The 18,797-nt window shown below is 57.6% G+C and carries 15 protein-coding genes; 13 read left to right on the top strand and 2 right to left on the bottom strand.

Translation table 11 applies throughout. The features are described 5' to 3' along the window. Window positions 1-195 precede the first annotated feature (195 nt). The 5 genes from PEL01S_RS35215 to PEL01S_RS11245 all read left to right on the top strand — a co-directional run bounded on the left by PEL01S_RS35215 (window position 196) and on the right by PEL01S_RS11245 (window position 5,942). Window positions 196-282 (top strand): putative holin-like toxin, encoded by an 87-nt coding sequence (locus PEL01S_RS35215; protein WP_220388992.1) that lies wholly within the window; start codon window positions 196-198, stop codon window positions 280-282. A gap of 219 nt (window positions 283-501) precedes the next feature. Next, entirely contained in the window at window positions 502-1,731 is a 1,230-nt protein-coding gene (locus PEL01S_RS11265) for a serine hydrolase domain-containing protein (protein ID WP_127460368.1), read from the top strand. 1 nt (window position 1,732) lies between these two features. Beyond that, window positions 1,733-2,353, top strand: coding sequence for a TetR/AcrR family transcriptional regulator (locus PEL01S_RS11260; protein WP_127460367.1), 621 nt, complete (start codon window positions 1,733-1,735; stop codon window positions 2,351-2,353). Between the two features lie 130 nt (window positions 2,354-2,483). Beyond that, complete coding sequence (locus PEL01S_RS11250; RefSeq protein ID WP_163767783.1) at window positions 2,484-3,668, top strand: hypothetical protein; 1,185 nt, start codon at window positions 2,484-2,486, stop codon at window positions 3,666-3,668. Between the two features lie 228 nt (window positions 3,669-3,896). Further along, window positions 3,897-5,942, top strand: coding sequence for a methyl-accepting chemotaxis protein (locus tag PEL01S_RS11245; protein WP_127460365.1), 2,046 nt, complete (start codon window positions 3,897-3,899; stop codon window positions 5,940-5,942). A gap of 19 nt (window positions 5,943-5,961) precedes the next feature. Here the strand turns inward: PEL01S_RS11245 and PEL01S_RS11240 are convergent, their stop codons facing one another. Then, entirely contained in the window at window positions 5,962-7,611 is a 1,650-nt protein-coding gene (locus tag PEL01S_RS11240) for an FAD-dependent oxidoreductase (protein ID WP_127460364.1), read from the bottom strand. Window positions 7,612-7,948: 337 nt separating this feature from the next. Here PEL01S_RS11240 and PEL01S_RS11235 point away from each other — a divergent pair, with 337 nt between their 5' ends. The 8 genes from PEL01S_RS11235 to PEL01S_RS11200 all read left to right on the top strand — a co-directional run bounded on the left by PEL01S_RS11235 (window position 7,949) and on the right by PEL01S_RS11200 (window position 17,651). Next, window positions 7,949-9,352 (top strand): ABC transporter substrate-binding protein, encoded by a 1,404-nt coding sequence (locus PEL01S_RS11235; RefSeq protein WP_127460363.1) that lies wholly within the window; start codon window positions 7,949-7,951, stop codon window positions 9,350-9,352. 70 nt (window positions 9,353-9,422) lie between these two features. Continuing rightward, window positions 9,423-10,361 carry a carbohydrate ABC transporter permease gene (locus PEL01S_RS11230; protein WP_127460362.1) on the top strand — a complete coding sequence of 313 codons (939 nt, stop codon included), beginning with the start codon at window positions 9,423-9,425 and terminating at the stop codon, window positions 10,359-10,361. Then, a complete protein-coding gene (locus PEL01S_RS11225; RefSeq protein WP_025849374.1) occupies window positions 10,358-11,173 on the top strand; it encodes a carbohydrate ABC transporter permease in 816 nt (271 codons plus the stop codon). The genes PEL01S_RS11230 and PEL01S_RS11225 overlap by 4 nt, the downstream gene beginning before the upstream one ends. A 58-nt stretch (window positions 11,174-11,231) precedes the next feature. After that, window positions 11,232-12,290: an NAD(P)-dependent alcohol dehydrogenase gene (locus PEL01S_RS11220; protein ID WP_127460361.1), complete on the top strand. Its 1,059-nt coding sequence runs from the start codon at window positions 11,232-11,234 to the stop codon at window positions 12,288-12,290. Window positions 12,291-12,321: 31 nt separating this feature from the next. Then, on the top strand, window positions 12,322-13,329 hold the full coding sequence (locus tag PEL01S_RS11215) for a zinc-dependent alcohol dehydrogenase family protein (RefSeq protein WP_127460360.1): 1,008 nt from the start codon (window positions 12,322-12,324) through the stop codon (window positions 13,327-13,329). 41 nt (window positions 13,330-13,370) lie between these two features. Further along, window positions 13,371-15,497: a BglG family transcription antiterminator gene (locus PEL01S_RS11210; RefSeq protein ID WP_127460359.1), complete on the top strand. Its 2,127-nt coding sequence runs from the start codon at window positions 13,371-13,373 to the stop codon at window positions 15,495-15,497. Beyond that, complete coding sequence (locus PEL01S_RS11205) at window positions 15,494-17,380, top strand: PTS sugar transporter subunit IIA (RefSeq protein ID WP_127460358.1); 1,887 nt, start codon at window positions 15,494-15,496, stop codon at window positions 17,378-17,380. The genes PEL01S_RS11210 and PEL01S_RS11205 overlap by 4 nt, the downstream gene beginning before the upstream one ends. Before the next feature lie 13 nt (window positions 17,381-17,393). Further along, window positions 17,394-17,651: an HPr family phosphocarrier protein gene (locus tag PEL01S_RS11200; protein WP_063180028.1), complete on the top strand. Its 258-nt coding sequence runs from the start codon at window positions 17,394-17,396 to the stop codon at window positions 17,649-17,651. 607 nt (window positions 17,652-18,258) lie between these two features. Here the strand turns inward: PEL01S_RS11200 and PEL01S_RS11195 are convergent. Beyond that, window positions 18,259-18,708, bottom strand: coding sequence for a DUF441 domain-containing protein (locus tag PEL01S_RS11195; protein ID WP_127460357.1), 450 nt, complete (start codon window positions 18,706-18,708; stop codon window positions 18,259-18,261). Window positions 18,709-18,797 lie beyond the last annotated feature (89 nt).

The raw sequence follows: 18,797 nt of genomic DNA, 5'->3' as shown, positions 1-18,797 counted from the left end.
GCTTGTCATTCCCGACGGTTCGTCAAGCTTGCACCTAGTATTCCCTGACAAGCCAACATTCGCTAGCGAAAAATGTTGAAACAAAAAGTTCAAAAATAGTTCTTAATGTTCTACCAGTTTTAACCATTTTGGGCTAAATTTAAAGTACAACTTGTAAGATGGTGGAGCAGCTCTTCGAAAGGAGGAGGCTGTTAAATGGATTTATTTCAGGCTCTTTCTGTTCTCTTCGCGTTCGGAATGTTTATAATTACATTGTTGGGTTATATTGAAAAGAGGAAATAATCCGCTTGGTTCTTGTTTTGGTGTGAAACCATACTGACTGAGAAACATCCGCCAATTACAAGTTGATTAATGAGTTGGATCATCCGATCTGACTCATCTTTTTTGAGGAGAGAATTCGATTTCTGTTGAATGGGCTTCGGTAAGAAGCTTTTTTATTGCTATTTATATGACTATAAATTATAATTTGGTCATATAAAACGAATATGAGGCGACATTATCATGATACGATCGAAGAAGTCCACCCTCGTTGGCGGAACGGTTAAGCGGGGCTTTGAGGGTGTAAAAGAGGCTTTTGTCCGCAATTTCGAGTGGCTTGGGGAAACCGGTGCCGCGTGCGCCGTCTATTGGCGAGGCGAGAAGGTGGTTGACCTGTGGGGAGGCTACGCGAACCCAGCGCGGCGGATTCCGTGGGAGGAGCATACGATGGTGCCCGTGTTTTCCAGTACGAAAGGGTTCGCGGCCCTCTGTGCCGCCGTAGCTCATTCGCGAGGCTGGTTCGGTTACGACGACCCGGTAGTGCAATATTGGCCGGAATTCGGGAAGCACGGGAAAGAGCGGATCACAATCCGGCAGCTGCTGTCCCATCAGGCCGGCTTGTGCGCGCTGGATGGGCTGGAGCTCCATAGGTATGCGGATTTGGATACGGCGAATGTTGCAAGCCGACTGGCGGAGATGAAGCCGGAATGGGAGCCGGGCTCGGCGCACGGTTATCATACGTGGACGATCGGCTGGTTTATCGGCGAGCTGCTGAGGCGGACCGATCCCCGGGGACGAAGCCTCGGACGGCTGCTGCAGGAGGAAATTTGCTGGCCGTTGCAAGCGGAATTTTACATCGGCTTGCCGGACGAGGTGCCGGATTCGAGACTCGCCAAGATCCGGGGGATCGATAGTCCCTTGGACTTATTGTTTCACCTTCATGAAATCCCGATGGCGCTGTTCGCCGGATTTTTGAATCCGAGATCGCTTACGTCCCGCAGCATGGTGGACCGCAGACGGCTGGTGGCCAACGCGAACTTCAACGATCGGGACATGCTGTCAATCGAGTTCCCGTCAGGCAACGGAATCGGCGAGGCCCGGGCTATGGCGCGGATTTACGGCGAGTTCGCTACGGGTGGGGAGAAGCTCGGGCTGGCTGCCTCTACGCTGAAGGAGCTGTGCCGGCCTGCGGAGCCGCCTGCCTCGGGCTGGTTCGACCGGGTAAACCGGGTCGACCTCGGGTATTCGCTCGGGCTGTGGAAGCCGATCCCCAAGCGGATGTTCGGCAGCAGCCTGCACGCGTTCGGGCATCCCGGCGCGGGGGGCTCGTTCTGCTTCGCGGACCCCGATCATGGGATCGGCTACGCCTACGTTTTGAATCGGATCGGCGGGTATATGGACCGCAATCCGCGGGAGAATGCCGTGCGCCGCGCGGTGTATGACTGTCTGAAATCAATGGGGGAGGAAGAGTAAGATGCCCAAATTTCGCAAAGAGGAAAAAGAAGCGATTCGCGAATGCTTGTTATCCAAAGGAAAGGAGCTGTTCGTCCAGTACGGCTTGAAGAAGACGAGCCTGGACGATATCGTGGCCGCTTGCGGCATCGCGAAGGGCTCATTCTACAGCTTTTTTGCCACCAAGGAGGAATTGTACTTCGAGATCGCCAAGCGGGAGGAAAGCTTCAAAGACCGGCTGTTGGCGGACATGCTGTCCTCGGAGCTTCCGCCTAAAGTCCTGCTCCACGAGCTGTTCCGGACAAGCTTCGAGACGATTGATGCGAATCCTTTTCTGCAGCGGGTATTCCGGCAGGATGAATGGGAGCAGCTTGTCCGGAAGCTGCCGCAGGAAACGCTGCAGCAGCATGCGGAGGAGGATACCCGTGCCGCACAGCAGCTCTTCGAGAAATGGCAGAGCCAAGGGGCCATGCTTCCGCTGGAGCATGAGGTCGTGGCCGGGCTGCTACGAGCGGTCGTCTTCGTCTCGCTGCACAAAGCCGAGCTCGGGGACGTCTACAAGCGGGTAGTGGAGCTGCTGATCCGTTTCGTCGTTAACGGGCTGACGGCTTCGGATACCGATGGAACGAGAGAAGGCCAATGAACCGGCGCGTGGACGTTTGCCGTTTTGAAGACCAGCTACTGGAATACTCGGTTATAGGAGAGGGAGGGCCGATTCTTGTGATGCACGGTTACGCTTTATCGGCTGGAAAAAGGAGGCGTTCCGCCCCGACTTGTCCGGGTCCAACCCGCGGAATCGCGCGTATACGGCGACCCTGCCCGATTTCCCGGTAACGATAAGCAACAGCTATATCGATAACGGGAGTGAGCCGTTTCCATTGCTGGAATGGAACGACGTCACTTATTTGCCGTTGACTTGGAAATACGCACACGACATGCTGGGGCTGGAGCTCGTATGGGACGAAACCAAGGGACTGAACGTCATCGGCGGACAGCAGCAGGTGCTCGGGGCGATTTACTATGACGATAAGGATTACTTGTATATGTACCCCGAGCTTGTTACGGAACCGGGCCGCGGCGGCCTGAAAGTAAAAAAGTCATTGGAAGAGACGCCGATATGGATGACCGAAGAAGAGACGGGGGAGCTGCGAAAGCGCGTCGAGGAGCTGGAGAGGAAGAACGCAGGCGAACCGGTTTCTTTGGAGACGAAGGATGACGGGCTGTATTATCAAGGGCTGCGGCTGATGACCAAGGAGCAGATGACGGTAAGTCCGGGAGAAGCGGGCATGGCGCATATCAGGGAACTGAAGGGGGCGCGTTTTGATCTGTCTTCCGGTATAACGTTGGTGTCCGTTGAAAAAATCACGGCTTACAACATTGGACGTTCATTATATGAATATCGTACGTTCCTCATTCTTGGAAAAGAGGTATCGGAAATCATGGAGCTGAAGCAACCTCTGGATCGGATCATTGCAAATGACGACGGGAGCTTCTGGCTGGTATCAAATGGAATGCCTACGCATGGTCGGATTATGACCGGCACCCAACGGATCGCACTGCTGGACGCCAAGGGTAACGTCCGTCTGGCGAACGAGGCGCTGAATGAATCGGACATTGTGGCGCCCGGCGTATCGACATCGGGACTGAAGGACTTGTTAACGGATGATGGAAAGCTGCTGATTTACCGCAGCGGCATAAGCAATGACGGGAAATTTACACCGAAAGATACGCAAGGGTATTATTGGCTGGACACTAGTTTCAACGTCTCCAAAGTGGACGCTCTGGATGCGCTGGCGAAGGAAGTGAATTCTCCGGACCGTCCGAGCCTGAACAAGAGTGTCTACATGGGGAGCGACCGCAAATTTTACCTCCTACGCACAAAGAACAATACGATATTCAACTACTCGGATAACAAAACGGGCAGATGGTATGATGCTGAGCTGCTCGCCACGCAATAAGTAGCATGATGCTATAAGCGCTCGTGACCGCTCTAGCCCCAGTCTTACAAATCCGGACTGGGGCTTTTTGCGATTCATCGACCGGCCGAATAGAGGGAGCTGAGCCGCTGCTTGGGCGAAAATATAAATGCTTTGTAAACTTGCGGGAGCCAGAGGGTTTTGGCGAAATATGTCGAATTATGTTCAGCATATTCCTCTAAATTTTGCGTCTAAAAGGGAGCTGCCTTCATGAGACTTCGAAGCGTCAAAGCCAAAACGTTCCTCTTGTTTATGCCCGCCGTGCTTGTTTTGTTTGCTGCCGTCCTAGTCGCCGCTTATGTTTATGCCAAAGGGATCATTCTCGACCAGAGCCGGTATGGCATGAACGAGCAATTGAAAAGCATCGCGAACGACATCGACACCCGGCTCGTTGCGCATACGAGGCTGCCCGAGATGATCGCCCATTCGGTCGAGGATACCTATACAAAACTTACGCTTCAGGATTACCAGTCCATGACGAAGGGCGGTTTGCAAGTGAACGGGGAGACGTTCGGTCTCGGGATTTTTTTCGAACCCGGCGCCTATAACGCGAAAACAAAATATTTCTCCACGTATGCCTTTCGGGATAAGGATAGCATCAAATCGACGGAAGACTACAACGATCCCAACTACGATTATTTGAGCAAAAACTGGTACAAAGCCGGCGTCAATCAAAAGGCTGCCGTTTATACCGATCCGTATTACGATGAAATAACGAAAGTGTCTATGGTGACGGCGTCGGCTCCCGTCTATAATGCCGGGAAACAGTTTATCGGCGTGGTGACGGGCGATATCGACCTGTCCACGCTGCAAAAGACCGTGTCGGACATGAAGGTCGGGGCCACGGGATGGGCGTTACTTATCCATAAGGACGGCACCTATTTGGCCGGCCCGGATCAAGGAAAAGTCATGAAATCCAAACTCCAGCAGGACCCCGACTCCGCCTTGGCCGGTTTGGGTCAAGAGCTGCTGCAAAACAAAAACGGGAACACGACGTATGCAGGCGCAAACGGCGTGAATCATGTTTTCTATAAAGAAATTCCAAGGACGCAGTGGATTCTCGCGGTCGTGATGCCGGACAAGGAATTAACGGAGCCGCTTTCGCAGCTGCTGTTTAAGCTTTGTCTGATCGGATTGGCGGGGATTGTGCTGATCGCGGCGGTCATTCTGATCTACAGCCGCGGGATTACCGTTCAAATCGCCAAGCTGAACAAGCTGTCCGAGAAGCTGGCGGCCGGGGATTTCACGCATCACATTACAGTCTCGAGCCGAGACGAATTCGGGCAAATGTCCGAGCATTTCAACCGGACGACCGGCGAGCTTAGACAGATGCTGAATAAGGTGTCCGAGCATACGCTGCATGCCGCGTCCACCTCCGAGCAGCTGTCCGCCAGCGCCGAACAGACCAGCAAAGTGGCGGAAAACATTTCTACGACGATTCAGGAGGTGGCGATGGGTTCCGATGTGCAGCTTCGGGGAGCGGAGGAAACCGTCCGGGCGATGGATGAACTGACGCTCGGGATTCAGCGCATCGCCGAGTCGTCTTCCTTAGTCCGCGATTCCTCCGAGGAAACGACGGCGAAAGCTTCGGAGGGCAACGAAAAAATTCAGGAAGCGGTAGCCGGTATGAATCACGTTAACGAGAACGCCAAGCAGACGGCCGACATCATCCGGCAGCTCAACGCGCGCTCCCGGGAAATCGGCAAAATTATGGAAGTGATCACCGGGATCAGCAACCAAACGAATCTGCTCTCGCTGAACGCGGGGATTGAAGCGGCTAGGGCCGGGGAGCACGGCAAAGGGTTTGCCGTGGTGGCCCACGAGATCCGCAAGCTGTCCGAGCAAACCAAGCAATCCGCCGAGCAGGTCGGAGAGCTGATCGGTCAAATCCGGAGCTTCGCCGCGGAGGCCGCCGCTTCGGTGGAAACGGGCGCCGAAGAGATGGAGCGGGGGACCCGCCTGGTTGGTCAAGCGGGCGAGGCGTTCCAAGCTATTCTGGACCACATTCATGCGATGGACGACCAAATCCAAGAGGTTTCCGCCGCTTCCCAGCAAATGTCCGCCAGCTCCGAGCAGGTGAACGCAACGACGCAGGAGCTGTCCCGGATCGCACGGGAGGCTGCGGCCAATGCGCAGCATGTGGCCGCCTCCAGCGAGGAGCAGCTCGCGGCGATGGAGGAGATTGCCGCCTCCTCCGAATCGCTGACGCTCATGGTCGAGGAGCTTCGGGAATTGATGTCCCGGTTTAAGGTGTGACCCTCTCCTTGCTCTGTCGTTAAACGTCCTGGGTCGAGTGCCCGCCGGATTCGCGGCTCAGAATCTGCACCAGCGCCGGTACGAGCTCCTGTTCGTGATCGTCCGTGACGCCGTCGCTTCGCCAAGCGACGAAGCCGTCCGGGCGGACCAGCACAGCCCCGCCGGGACTCAGCCTGAACGCCTCCTGTCCGAGACCGTCAGGGTCCGAGAGATCGCCATCCGGGCCGAGCAGATAGACCTCGATGCCGATACCGAGGCGCTTGCGAGCCGTGTCGGCGGCTATACGCCATGGCGCCCCGTCGGGTCCGGCCACAAGCACGAAGCTCCGTTCGAACAAGTCCAGCGTGGAGATTCGGCCGCTCCGATGCCCGACCCAGACGTGCGGGGCCCGGGTGCCGGGAGCTGCGTGAAACTCCGGCTGGTCTTGCGGCGCTTCGCACTCGTCGCTAGCAAGTACGGCGGTCGACTTGTAACGGTACCCCATGGCGGTGACGAGCACGTTGGCGAGTGTTCCCTCCGTTCTCCCTTTGAACAAGGACAGCATGCTGTTCGCCGCAATCAAGCCGGCCTGCTTTGCCGTAAACCGGGCGACGGGCCGGCGTTCGTTTTCATACGTTTCCAGCAGCCCGGGGCCTGCATGACCGCGCAGCACCGCCGCCAGCTTCCAAGCCAAGTTGTGCGCATCTTGCACACCGGTATTCGCTCCGAAGCCGCCAGTCGGCGGCATGACGTGCGCCGCGTCTCCGGCGAGAAACACGCGGCCCGCTTGGAATCGCTCGGCTACGCCTTCGGCGGCTTCCCAAGGCAGCACGCTGAGGATTTGAATGTCGAGGCCGGTGAAGCCGAGCGCTTTGGCGATCAGCTCCTTGCACCGCTCCGGCGTATAATCCTCCGGTGATTCGGCCCGCGGGTCGTAGGGGGCATGGAAGCACCAGCGGTCGCTGTTGTTAATGGCAACGAGCATTCCGGTCGCTTCTGGATGCATGATGTTGCAGATGCTGAATTCACGCCCCTGCACCATATCGCGGAGATCCGCCTGAAAGTAGATATTGATCAGAAAACCGTGCGAGTATTCATCCGTCATGGAGATGCCTAAGGCCTGCCGGACCGGGCTTTTCGCTCCGTCGGCAGCGATCATGTAGCGGGCCCTGACGGTTGAGGCTGTTCCCGTAGCCCGATCGACCAGCTCGGCAGTGACCCCGTCGCGATCCTGTCGGAAGGAGCGAAGCTCCGTCGAAAAGCGCAGATCGCCGCCACGGTCGCGGGCGGCCTGCAGCAAGAGCGGCTCGACGCCGTCCTGGGTGCATCGGTTTCCTCGCGTGGGGCTGATGTCGTCGTTCGGAACGAACGGGTTCATAAGGCGAAGCGTCGATTCGGGCACGCCGTTTTGGGGCAGATCCAGCTCGGCGGCGGCCAGCGTTTCCGCCGTATACATCCCTTTGCTTTTCGATAAGGAAGCGCCGGCCTCGCGGATTGCCTGCTCCAAGCCTAAATTCCGGTACAGCTCCATCGTGCGCAGATTGAAGCCGCGGGCCCGGGGATGGATGGACGTGCGGGAATGCCGCTCCGCCAATAGATAAGAAATGCCCTGCCGGTTTAGAAACAAGGCGGCGGACAAGCCGACCAAGCCTCCTCCGACGATAATCACGGGTACGCTGTACGTTGTCATCAAAATGACTCCTTTCACGAGTGGGATTGAATGTAAAATGTAAAAGATGATTCTGCGCTTAAGCTTACTGCACGTTTTTAAATACAGTGTAAATAAATTACAATTTGTTCTCGGCAAGCTGGCGTCCGTAGTAATCGGCGCCGGCTTTTTTTCATCACTAGGCCCCGGACTATTTAATCCTGGCATCAATGAGATGGCGTCAAACTTCCGTATGATGTTATATACATCACATTTTTACCCCCGTTATAATAGCTTCAAGGGATCGCATAATTAAAAATTGTCATGATTGCCATCATGGATCGTCTCCATGAGAGGTCCCTAACCAGAACAGGGGGTAATGATCTTGAAGAAATGGACAACATCGCTCGGGCTGCTTTCTTTGTCCGCGTTGGTAGCGCTTACGGCTTGCGGGACGCCGGCGTCCCCGGGAAAAGAAAGCAAAGATGCCGCAACCGGCGAAGCGGCTGCGGACGGCGGCAAGAAGACGCTGACGATCGCGACGGTGAACAACCCTGATATGGCCATCATGCAGAAGCTGGCCAAAGACTACGAGAAAGAAACCGGGACCACAGTGAAGTTTTCGGTGCTGCCGGAAAACGATCTCCGCAAGCAGGTGACGGTCGACGTCTCTATGGGCGGGGGTAAATACGATATTGTGACAATCGGCAACTACGACGCGGCAATCTGGGCCAAAAACAAATGGATCGAGCCGCTTACGTCCTACTTCGACAGCATGCCTGCCGATGCGAAAGCGAAATATGATCTGGAAGATATTTTTCCGGCTGTCCGCGACGGCCTGACTTACGACAAACAATTGTATGCGCTTCCTTTCTACGGCGAAAGCAGCATGCTCTACTACAACAAGGACATGCTGGCTAAAGCCGGCGTGACGATGCCGGAGCATCCGACCTGGGAGCAGGTGGCGGAGATCGCCAAAAAAGTGAAGGCGGCCAACAACGTGCCGGGGATCGTGCTGCGCGGGCTTCCGGGCTGGGGCGAGGTGCTTGCGCCGCTCAACTCGATCATCCATGCGTTCGGCGGCTCTTGGTACGACATGAACTGGAATGCGAAGCTGAACAGCCCGGAAACGGTCAAAGCCGTAAAGTTTTACGCGGATCTGCTGAAGGAAGCGGGGCAGCCCGGAGCGACGACGACTGGCTTTACGGAAGCGCTCACGCTGATGTCGACGGGTAAAGCGGCCATGTGGTATGACGCGACGGTTGCGGCCGGATTTTTGAACAATCCGAAAAACTCCCAGGTCGTGGGCAAAATCGGCTATGTAAAAGCGCCTTCGGCAGCCAAGGACAACACCGGCTGGCTGTGGTCCTGGAACCTGGCGATCGAAGCGGCGAGCAAAAACAAAGCGGAAGCGTTCAAATTCATGACGTGGGCAACGAGCAAGGAATACATCGCCAAAGTCGGCGAAAGCGAAGGCTGGGTCGTCGCGCCTCCGGGCACGCGCAAGTCGACGTACGAGAATCCGAAGTACAAGGAGGCGGCGCCGTTTGCTGACATCGTGATGCAGTCGATGATATCCGCGGACTACAAGAAGCCAGCCAAAGATCCGGTGCCGTACCAAGGCATTCAATTCGTGTCCATTCCGGAGTTCCAGCAGCTCGGCACGGAGGTTAGCCAAGACATTGCCTCCGCGCTGACCGGCAGCATCAGCGTCGAGGATGCAATGAAGAAGGCGCAGGAAAAAGCGGAAAAAGTCGCCGTCAGCGGCGGATACAAGAAATAAACCCATCCGGCGAAAGGGGAGCGGCCGGTCCGTTCCCTTTTGCCGCACTACATCACGCGAGGAGAGGCGAATGAACACGGTAGAATGGAGTAAAGCCGATATGAAACCTTATACCGCGAAGGCCAGACGGGCGGACAATACGTCCGCCGCGGCAAAAGGGCTATTGTGGCCGGGCATCGCTTTTGTCGCTTTAATTACGCAGATCCCTTTTCTCGTCACCCTGTATTTGAGCGTCCATCAGTGGAACCTGATGCGGCCGGATCAAGGCATTACGTTTGCGGGGCTGTCCAATTTCGTTGCGATTTTGGGCGAAGCGGCCTTCTGGGAAGTGTTGAAAAATACGTTTTTGCTGACGATTCTTTGCTTGGCGTTATGTCTGGTCGGTGGCATGGGGCTGGCGCTGCTGCTGAACCGTGACTTTTTTGGCAAGGGCATCATCCGTACGCTGTTTGTTTCGCCCTTCTTCATCATGCCCGCCGTGTCCGGCATCGTATGGAAGACAGTCATTTTAAATCCGAATTTCGGCTTTAGCGCGTATTTGTCTGCGAAGCTGGGCCTGCCTCCGGTCGATTGGCTCGGACAGTATCCGCTGGAAACGATTATTTTCGTCGTCGCCTGGCAGTGGATTCCGTTCTTCATGCTGGTGCTGCTCGCCGGATTGCAGTCGGTTTCCCCCGATCTGATGGAAGCCTCCGTCTTGGACGGCGCCAACCGGATTCAGCAATTTTTCCATGTGACTATTCCTCATCTGTTGAGATATATAGAGGTGGCTTTGCTGCTCGGCTTGATTTTTATTATGGGAACATTCGGCGAAATTTACGTCACGACGGCGGGCGGCCCCGGCTATGCGTCGACGAACTTGCCTTTTTATCTGTACCGGATCGGGTTCCAAGGCTGGGATATCGGCGGCGCTTCGGCGGTCGGCGTCATGATCGTCATCCTGATGACGGTGTTTATGACCGTGCTGTTTAAGTTTATGCGCAGAACGTTTGGAGGGGAATTGTCATGAGACGACCGCTGTCCATGCTGCTGACGGCCGGAACGTATGTGCTTGCGCTGATTTATTTTTCCCCTGTGCTGTGGCTGCTGATCACCGGCTTCAAGCAGGAGGGGGATGCCGTGGCGATGCCGCCGTCGCTCGTGTTCCAGCCAACCTTGGACAATTACCGCTTGATCTGGGATTCGGGCGCGGGCTCGTTCATGGGGCATTCGGCAATCGTCTCGATCGTCTCCACGATCTTTGCGCTCGCATTCGGCGTACCGGCCGCATATGCGCTCGCCATGTTCAAGATCAAGAAGGCGGACGACATTTTGTTCTGGTTCATCTCGACCAAAATGCTTCCGGCGGTCGGCGTCATCATTCCGCTTTATCTGGTGTTTAAGCAGCTGCATTTGCTGGATTCGTTAACGGCGCTGATCGTGCTGTATACGGCGATGAACGTACCGCTGGTCGTCTGGATGATGCGCTCGTTCTTCAAGGATATCCCTTACGAGACGATCGAGGCGTATCAGGTGGACGGGGCGACCGGCCTGCAGGGCTTTTTCAAAATTACGCTGCCGCTGGTCCGGCCGGGGATCGTCTCGACGTCGCTGCTCTGTCTCGTCTTCGTCTGGAACGAGTTTTTCTTCGGGGTCAGCCTGACCTCGACGGACGCGGCCACGATGCCGGTCTATATGTCGTCGTTCATGACGCAGGAAGGGCTGTTCTGGGCCAAAATGTCGTCCGTCGCCACGCTGGCCGTTCTGCCTGCGCTTGTGCTGGGCTGGTTTACCCAGCGGCAACTGGTCCGCGGCTTGACGATGGGCGCGGTGAAGGGCTAGCTGTGAGCTAGACGAGAAGATATATATAAATTTCCAAATTCGGAAGAGGGAGAACCATATGCAAAAGCAAATGATGAAAGCGGCGGTGTTGGACCGCCCGTTATCGATTGAAGTTAAGGACGTGCCGATGCCCGAGCCGCGTCCGGACGAAGCGTTGGTGAAGGTGCACTGCATCGGGATTTGCGGCTCGGATGTACATTATTACGAGCATGGCCGGATCGGGCGATACGAGGTCAAGCAGCCGATCATCCTCGGGCACGAGGTGGCCGGCACGGTGGTGAAGGTCGGCAGCGCGGTGACGAATGTCGCGATCGGCGACCGGGTCGCCGTGGAGCCGGGCGTGACGTGCGGCCGGTGCGATTACTGCAAGTCGGGCCGGTATAACCTGTGCCCGGACGTCGTCTTCATGGCGACGCCGCCTGTGGACGGGGCTTGGGCGGACTACGTCGCAGTGCGCAGCGACTTCCTGTTCAAGCTGCCGGAAGCGATGAGCTTTGAAGAAGGCGCGCTGCTGGAGCCGCTGTCCGTCGGCATTCACGCGATGACCCGGGGGCGCGTCAAGCCGTCCGACCGCGTGCTCGTGACCGGGCTCGGGCCGATCGGCCTGCTGGCGCTGGAAGCGGCCAAGCTGTTCGGCGTGACCGAAATTTACGGCAGCGACGTGATGGAAAGCCGTCGGGCGCTGGCGCTGGAGATGGGCGCGGCCGGAGTGCTCGACCCGGCGGGTGCGCCGGTGAAGGAGCAGCTCGACCGCTTGACGGGCGGCGAGGGCGTCGACGTCATCGTCGAAACGTCCGGCAGCGCCAGAGCGATCGCCGATACGATCGGGCTGGCGAAGCGGGGCGGGCGGATCGTCCTGGTCGGACTGCCGACGAGCGACGCGATTCCGCTGGATATCCCGGCGCTGGTCGATGCGGAGCTGGACGTGTACGGCGTGTTCCGCTATGCGAATACGTACCCGGCGGCGATTCAATTGCTCAGCCATCGCGAGCACAGCATCGCCAAGACGATTACGCACCGGTTTCCGCTTAGCCGGATTCGCGAAGCGGTGGAAACCGCGCGGACGCAGAAGGACACGAGCATCAAAATCATGATTTACCCGAATGAGAATGAATGAAGAAATGGAAGCGAATAGGGGGAAGCTTATCATGAAAGCTCTGGTCATCGAAGGGCCGCGCCGGGCCGTGGTCAAGGAAGTGCCTTATCCGGCGCCGAAGCGCGGCGAAGTAACGATTCGAGTCAAAAACGTCGGGATTTGCGGCACCGATTTTCATATTTTCGAGGGCGAATTTATTTCCCCTTACCCGATTATTCCCGGACATGAGTTTTCCGGCATTGTGCACGAGGTGGGCGAAGGCGTCACCGGCCTGCAGCCGGGAGACCGGGTCAGCGCCGATCCGTCGCTGTTTTGCGGGGCCTGCGAATTTTGCCTGACTCACCGAAGCAACCAATGCGAAAATTGGCAGGCACTCGGCAACACGGTGAACGGCAGCATGGCCGAATACGTGGCCGTTCGGGCAGGCAACGTGGTGAAGCTGCCGGATTCGATGTCGTTCGAGGAAGGCGCGTTTATCGAGCCGCTGGCCTGCGTCGTGCACGGCATGAACCGGCTGCAATTGCAGGTCGGCAGCCGCGTGCTGCTGTTCGGCGCAGGCGCGATGGGTCAGCAGCTCGTTCAGGCGATGGCCCGGGCGGGAGCGTCGGAGCTGGTCGTCGTCGATGTGGCGCAGGAAAAGCTCGATATGGCCTTGCGCTATGGCGCGACGAAGGGCGTGCTGAGCCGCGACCTGGAAGCCGAGCTAGGCAAGGACACGTATCCTTATGGGTTCGACGCAGTGGTGGACGTGACCGGGATTCCGGCGGTGATTGAGCAAGCGCTGGGATATTTGGGGCCAACGGGCAAGTACCTGCAATTCGGCGTGACGGCGGAGAGCGCAAGCATCCGGATCAACCCGTTCAAGCTGTACAACAAGGATTGGACGCTGCTCGGCTCGATGGCGATCAACCAAACGTTTATCCCGGCGTTTCATTGGCTCAAGGAAGGCCGGATCGACGTCCGCCCGCTCATTTCCCGGACGATTACGCTGGAAGAGACGGTCGAATTTCTGGAAAAGCCCAAAGCGCCCGATCTGATGAAGGTGCAAATTGTGATATAATCGATTGCAAGACAACGAAGGAACGGAGGAGGTACGCTGCAATGGAGCCGCGCTTAACGTTAAATTCCAGACAGAAGCAAATGTTGGCGCTGCTTCTGCAGGCCTCGGCTCCCGTTACGCTGAAAGAGATGGCGGGGGAACTGGGGCTCAGCGTACGCACCATGCAAAGGGAACTGGAAGGGATAAGCCGGAGGCTTGTCCCTTTCGGCGTCACATTGATCAAAAAGACAGGCGTCGGCCTGAGCGTCGAAGGAAGCGAAGCGGCCAGGAAGCAGCTGCTCCAGCAGCTGTCCGTCAGCCCTTCGCTCAAAATTTTTTCCCCGGAGGAACGCAGGCATCTGCTGATCCGGCTGCTGCTGACGAAGCGGGAAGCGGTCAAGCTTTTTTACTTCAGCAGCAAGCTGGACGTGACGGAAGCGACGGTCAGCAACGATCTGGACAAGCTGGAGCCGTGGTTTGCGAAGCATCGGATCGCGCTGGTGCGGAAGCCGGGTCTTGGCGTCTACATCGAAGCCGACGAGAAAAGCATCCGCGCCGCGATGATCGATCACTTGTACGAGCATCTGTCGCAGGAGCAGCTAATGGATATGCTGTCGTCGTATTCGCTGTCGTTTACGAACCAGCGCAAGCTGGAGCTGTCCATCCGCAATCACCTGCTGCATTTTATCGATCCCGGCATCATCGGCCAGATCGAGGAAATCGTCCGCAGCAGCGAAATGCGGCGCGGCTACGAGATGACGGACAGCGCCTACGTCGGCTTTGTCGTACACATTGCGCTGGCTGTGCAGCGGCTCAAGAGCGGGGAAAACATCTCGATTGACGCCGAAGCGCTGGACAAATTAAAGGCGGCGGGCGAGTTCAAATGGGCGCAGCAGATGGCGGAAGAACTGAGCGCCCGCCTGGACATCGACATCCCCGAGAGCGAAGTTGGCTATATTACGATGCATTTGCTTGGAGCAAAGGGAAAGCGCATACTTACGCCGGCCGGGGAACCGCAGGAGAGGGGCGCGGAGGCTTACGCCGCCCGGATGATCCGGATCGTGGAGAACGAGCTCAAGCTGACGCTGGAAAACGATCCGTCCCTGTACGAGGCGCTGCTGGTACATTTGGAGTCGGCGATCAATCGCATCCGCCTGCACATGGAAATTCGCAACCCGCTGCTCGCCCATATCCGCGAAACGTACCCGGATATTTTTGCGGCTGCGGCGAAGGCGTCCCGTTATCTGCAAGAGGAGCTTCAGGCCGAGGTGCCGGAGGAGGAAATCGGCTATCTGGCGATGCATTTCGGAGCGGCCGTCGTTCGGACGAAGACGACCTCGCCGCAGCGCTTCCGCGTGCTCCTCGCCTGCAGCAGTGGCATGGGCACCTCCCGGCTGTTGGCGGCCCAGATCGGCAAAAGCTTTCCGCATATTCATATCGTCGATACGGTGTCTTTGCTGCAGTTGGAGGCAGCCATCCGCAAGCATTCGCCGATCGATCTGATCGTCTCGACCGTGCCGTTCGAGCATGAGACGCACCGTGTCGTGGTGGTCCATTCGTTTTTGGAGCAGGACGACATCGAGCTGATCGAAACGCATTTGCACGGGCTGCCGCTCATCGGGACCACGGCCCGTGAAGCTTATACAGAAATCGAGGATACCGTAATGACCGTGAATCGTTATGGCGAAGGCGTCGTTCAATTGACGAACCACCTGTTTTTTGCCGACGGGCTCGAAGCGGCGTCGAAGAGGGAAGCCATCGCGGCGGCGGCCGCTTTTGCCGGTTCGGTCGTGCCTGGCATTCCCGCGCCGCAGCTGGAGGGCGACTTGCTTCAACGGGAAGAGCTCGGGGGCATCGTCGTGGAGGAAAGCAAGCTTGCGATGCTGCACTGCCGCAGCACGGCCGTCCCGGTGCTGATGGCTTGCGTGCTGCGGTTCGCGCAGCCTCTCTCCTGGCAGGCGCCCGGCCAGGACGCCGACGTCCGGACGGTGCTGCTGCTGCTGGCTCCGCGTTCCGCGCCGAAAGAGCATATCGAGATGATCGGCGAGATCAGCGCGATGCTGATTGAGGAAGACTTTGCCGAGACGGTGGCCGGCGCCCCCTTCGACCTGGTGCAGAAGGAGCTGAAATCGGTGATCGGGCAAGGATATATGAATCGAACCGGCGTCTTCTTTCGGGGGACGCAATGAACCGGATCAATCGAATCGGCCGCTTTTTAAGCTATCTGGTGTTTCAAAATATCGCCGGTCTGATCGGCCTGGGCCTGATCCGCGTCCTGTTCGGGGAGCGTGGGTGGTTCCCGAACCCGGCGGTGCAGGACATTATCAATCCCGTTCTAAAATATTTCCTGCCGCTCCTGTTTGCCTATACCGGAGGGCGGATGATCGGCTCGCACCGCGGCGGCGTGATCGCCTCCTTCGTCATGATGGGCATGATCGCCGGGAACACGACGGATTACAGCATGCTGATGCCTGCCATGCTCGTCGGACCGCTGACCGGCTGGATCATTGCCCGTACGGACCGATGGCTGATGGACCGCATTCCGGTAGGGCTCGAGCTGCTGTGCTATAATGTAGCTGCCGGTTTGATCGGCGTCGTGCTGTGCCTGTTCTGCTATGCGGAGGTGGCCCATTGGTTCGTCTTCGGCATGCAGGGCATTCATGGCGCGGCCAGGCTTGTGCTAGAATCCAACTATTTGCCTTGGGTCGCGCTCGCGGTGGAGCCGGGCAAGGTGATGTTTTTGAACAATGTGATGAATCACGGCATTTTTGAGCCGCTGGGCATCCAGCAGGCGAAGGAATTCGGCCAATCCGTGTTCTTTTTGCTGGAAACGAACCCCGGTCCCGGGGCCGGCTTGCTGCTGGCCTATTATATGCTGTTGAAAAACAAACCGCGGGACAACGCCCGCTCGTCGCTGCTCATTCATTTTGTCGGCGGCATTCACGAGGTGTATTTTCCGTATGCGCTGATGCGTCCGCTTGTCATTGTGCCGCTAATCGCGGGGGGACTGGCCGGCAATTGGGTGTTCGTGCTGCTGCACGCCGGATTGGTCGCGACCCCTTCGCCGGGAAGTTTCATCGCGCTCATGCTGATGGCTCCGAAAGGGATGCACCTCCCGGTGCTGGGCGGGGTGCTGGCTTCCGCCGCGGTCAGCTTTGCGGGCTGTTACCTGGTGCTTTCGTGGAAGGGCGGGCCGGCTTTCGACGATCCGGCGGCTTTGGCAACGGTTCATCACTTATCCGAGAAATCCGAGAAATCTGAGGACGAGATTCCCTTGAAAGAAGAGTCACAGCGGAAGACGATCCGCAAAATTTATTTTGCCTGCGACGCCGGCATGGGCTCCAGTGCGATGGGAGCTGCCCTGCTGCGCAAAAAAATAAAGCAAGCCGGCCTGCCCGTTGAGGTAAGCAACTGCTCCGTGGACGGCATTCCCGCGGATGCGGATCTGGTCATTTCGCAGACTATGCTGACGGCGAGGGCGCAGGAAGCTGCACCGCGTTCGGAGCATCTGTCGATGGTCTCCTTCGTCGACGCCGCGTTTTACGACAGTCTGATCGGCCGTCTTCGCAGCGAGGGGCTGCAGGGCCGCTTGGACGAGCAGGAAATCGGCGGAAGCGGGGCGCTGTTTACGCCGGACCATGTGCTGATCGGGGCGCAAGCCGCCGACAAGTGGCAGGCGATCCGGCAGGTTGGCGGCTTGCTGGTTCGGCTGGGGCTTGTCCGCGACGATTATATCGATCGGATGATCGAGCGGGAGCGGGTGCTGTCCACCTTCATCGGCAACGGCGTCGCCCTGCCTCATGGCGTCGGCGCTGCCGATCCCGGCATCTTGAAGCCGGGCGTCGTGATCGCCCAGTACCCGGATGGGGTGACATTCGACGAAGGGAACAAAGCTTATTTGCTTATTGCGGTGGTCGGCGGGGAACAGCAGATGGGACTGGTCTCGCGGATCGCTTTTATGATCGAGAATCCAGACACCGTCCAAGCTCTCGTGCGCGCTGGGAGTCCTCTGGAAATGCACCGTCGGGTCTCCGCCTTTTTGCAGGAGCCGGCAAGCGAAACGAACGAATGAAAGGGGAAGGGGCATGGTTACAGAAGGAGTCACCGTGAGATGCCAGGCAGGCCTTCATACCCGCCCCGCCAAGCTGTTTGCTCTTGCCGCCCAACGATTCCGCGCGGACATTACGGTGGAATTCGAAGGACGGCAGGCGAAGGGAAAAAGCATCATCAGCCTGCTTCAGCTGGGAGCGCCGAAAGGGAGCCGTCTGTGGGTCAGCGCGGAGGGCGAGGATGAACGGGAAGCGGTCCGGGCGCTGTGCGAGCTGCTTCGCGGTTGCGAGTAACGGGCGGTGCGCGGGTGCGGCGAGAGAGGGATCGCCCCCTGTGCCGTCCCAACCGCGCGTCGAATGGGCACACACGCCTGCACTTGGGCCCGGCTTGCGCCAGCCAGGCAGACAACCCGTAAAATTAGCGGAACTACAAGTGCTCTATTTGGCTCAATATGCTGGTTTGGATAAATTAGAGGAACTGGGATGTGCTAATAGGCCAATTTCGGAGGGTGTGAACATTTTTCGACACGATTAATACCCTCTGAGTTCCTCTAACAATCATGGAACGATTGAATCACCCCTTTTAGCGCACCCTACTTCCTTTATTTTTAAATTGCGGAGGGGTCAAATCCAGAAACCTCGCGGAACCTTGGACTGTTTTTTCCCAAGCTTGCGATCCGAGAGGAGTTTGCCGAAGGTTTGTTCATTGGTTCCAACCCGCAACACAAGCTCAAGGCCGGGCAGGCGTCCGGCCTTTTTCGCATTGCGCAACCCGCGGTGGCCTATCGGAGAGGGGACCGTACAGAGCCCTTCTGTATGGGCCGTTTCACCGGTGCCGCCATCGAGCGCTTCAGCGAGTCTGTCGGCGATCCGCCTTCCCGTCGAGCGCTTCGACGGCGCGTCATTTCGCGATGAGCAGCGACAAAATCCCTGCCGCGATCAGCGGTCCGACCGGGACGCCCCGGAAAAAGGTCACGCCGAGTATCGTCCCGAGCAGCAGCCCCGTGACGACGGTCGGCTGACTCGCCATCAGCGCGGCGCCGCGGCCGCCTAAGTAAGCGACCAGCACGCCGACGCCCACGGCCAGCAGCGACTTCCAATGCAGGAACGAATGCAGCAGGTCCTGCAGGTTTGTCTTGCCGGAAGCGATCGGCGTCAGGATGCCGATGGTCAGAATGACGATTCCCCAGGTCAGTCCGTACTTTTCCAGCCAGGGAAACGTTTGATGCAGGTTCGTTACCCGCAATAAAAGCAGCACGAGCACGGCAATCGTAATGGACGAATTGCTGCTTAGAATGCCGAGGGCGGCAAACAGCAGCAGCACCAGAGAAGACGTATCGAAGGGAGCCATCGGCGGCCATACTCCTTTGTCGAGGGATTTTCTTTGTTCCGATGAAGTGTTAAAATCAAAATTGCTTAAAAATCGAAATACCGTTTTCC

Source organism: Paenibacillus elgii NBRC 100335, assembly GCF_004000865.1.
Taxonomy (GTDB): Bacteria; Bacillota; Bacilli; order Paenibacillales; family NBRC-103111; genus Paenibacillus_G; species Paenibacillus_G elgii.
This window is presented reverse-complemented; position numbering and strand designations above follow the sequence as displayed.

Coding starts and splice junctions, on each gene's coding strand:
- PEL01S_RS35215 (WP_220388992.1), top strand. CDS start 196: ATGGATTTATTTCAGGCTCTTTCTGTTCTCTTCGCGTTCGGAATGTTT.
- PEL01S_RS11265 (WP_127460368.1), top strand. CDS start 502: ATGATACGATCGAAGAAGTCCACCCTCGTTGGCGGAACGGTTAAGCGG.
- PEL01S_RS11260 (WP_127460367.1), top strand. CDS start 1,733: ATGCCCAAATTTCGCAAAGAGGAAAAAGAAGCGATTCGCGAATGCTTG.
- PEL01S_RS11245 (WP_127460365.1), top strand. CDS start 3,897: ATGAGACTTCGAAGCGTCAAAGCCAAAACGTTCCTCTTGTTTATGCCC.
- PEL01S_RS11240 (WP_127460364.1), bottom strand. CDS start 7,611: ATGACAACGTACAGCGTACCCGTGATTATCGTCGGAGGAGGCTTGGTC.
- PEL01S_RS11235 (WP_127460363.1), top strand. CDS start 7,949: ATGATCTTGAAGAAATGGACAACATCGCTCGGGCTGCTTTCTTTGTCC.
- PEL01S_RS11230 (WP_127460362.1), top strand. CDS start 9,423: ATGAACACGGTAGAATGGAGTAAAGCCGATATGAAACCTTATACCGCG.
- PEL01S_RS11225 (WP_025849374.1), top strand. CDS start 10,358: ATGAGACGACCGCTGTCCATGCTGCTGACGGCCGGAACGTATGTGCTT.
- PEL01S_RS11220 (WP_127460361.1), top strand. CDS start 11,232: ATGCAAAAGCAAATGATGAAAGCGGCGGTGTTGGACCGCCCGTTATCG.
- PEL01S_RS11215 (WP_127460360.1), top strand. CDS start 12,322: ATGAAAGCTCTGGTCATCGAAGGGCCGCGCCGGGCCGTGGTCAAGGAA.
- PEL01S_RS11210 (WP_127460359.1), top strand. CDS start 13,371: ATGGAGCCGCGCTTAACGTTAAATTCCAGACAGAAGCAAATGTTGGCG.
- PEL01S_RS11205 (WP_127460358.1), top strand. CDS start 15,494: ATGAACCGGATCAATCGAATCGGCCGCTTTTTAAGCTATCTGGTGTTT.
- PEL01S_RS11200 (WP_063180028.1), top strand. CDS start 17,394: ATGGTTACAGAAGGAGTCACCGTGAGATGCCAGGCAGGCCTTCATACC.
- PEL01S_RS11195 (WP_127460357.1), bottom strand. CDS start 18,708: ATGGCTCCCTTCGATACGTCTTCTCTGGTGCTGCTGCTGTTTGCCGCC.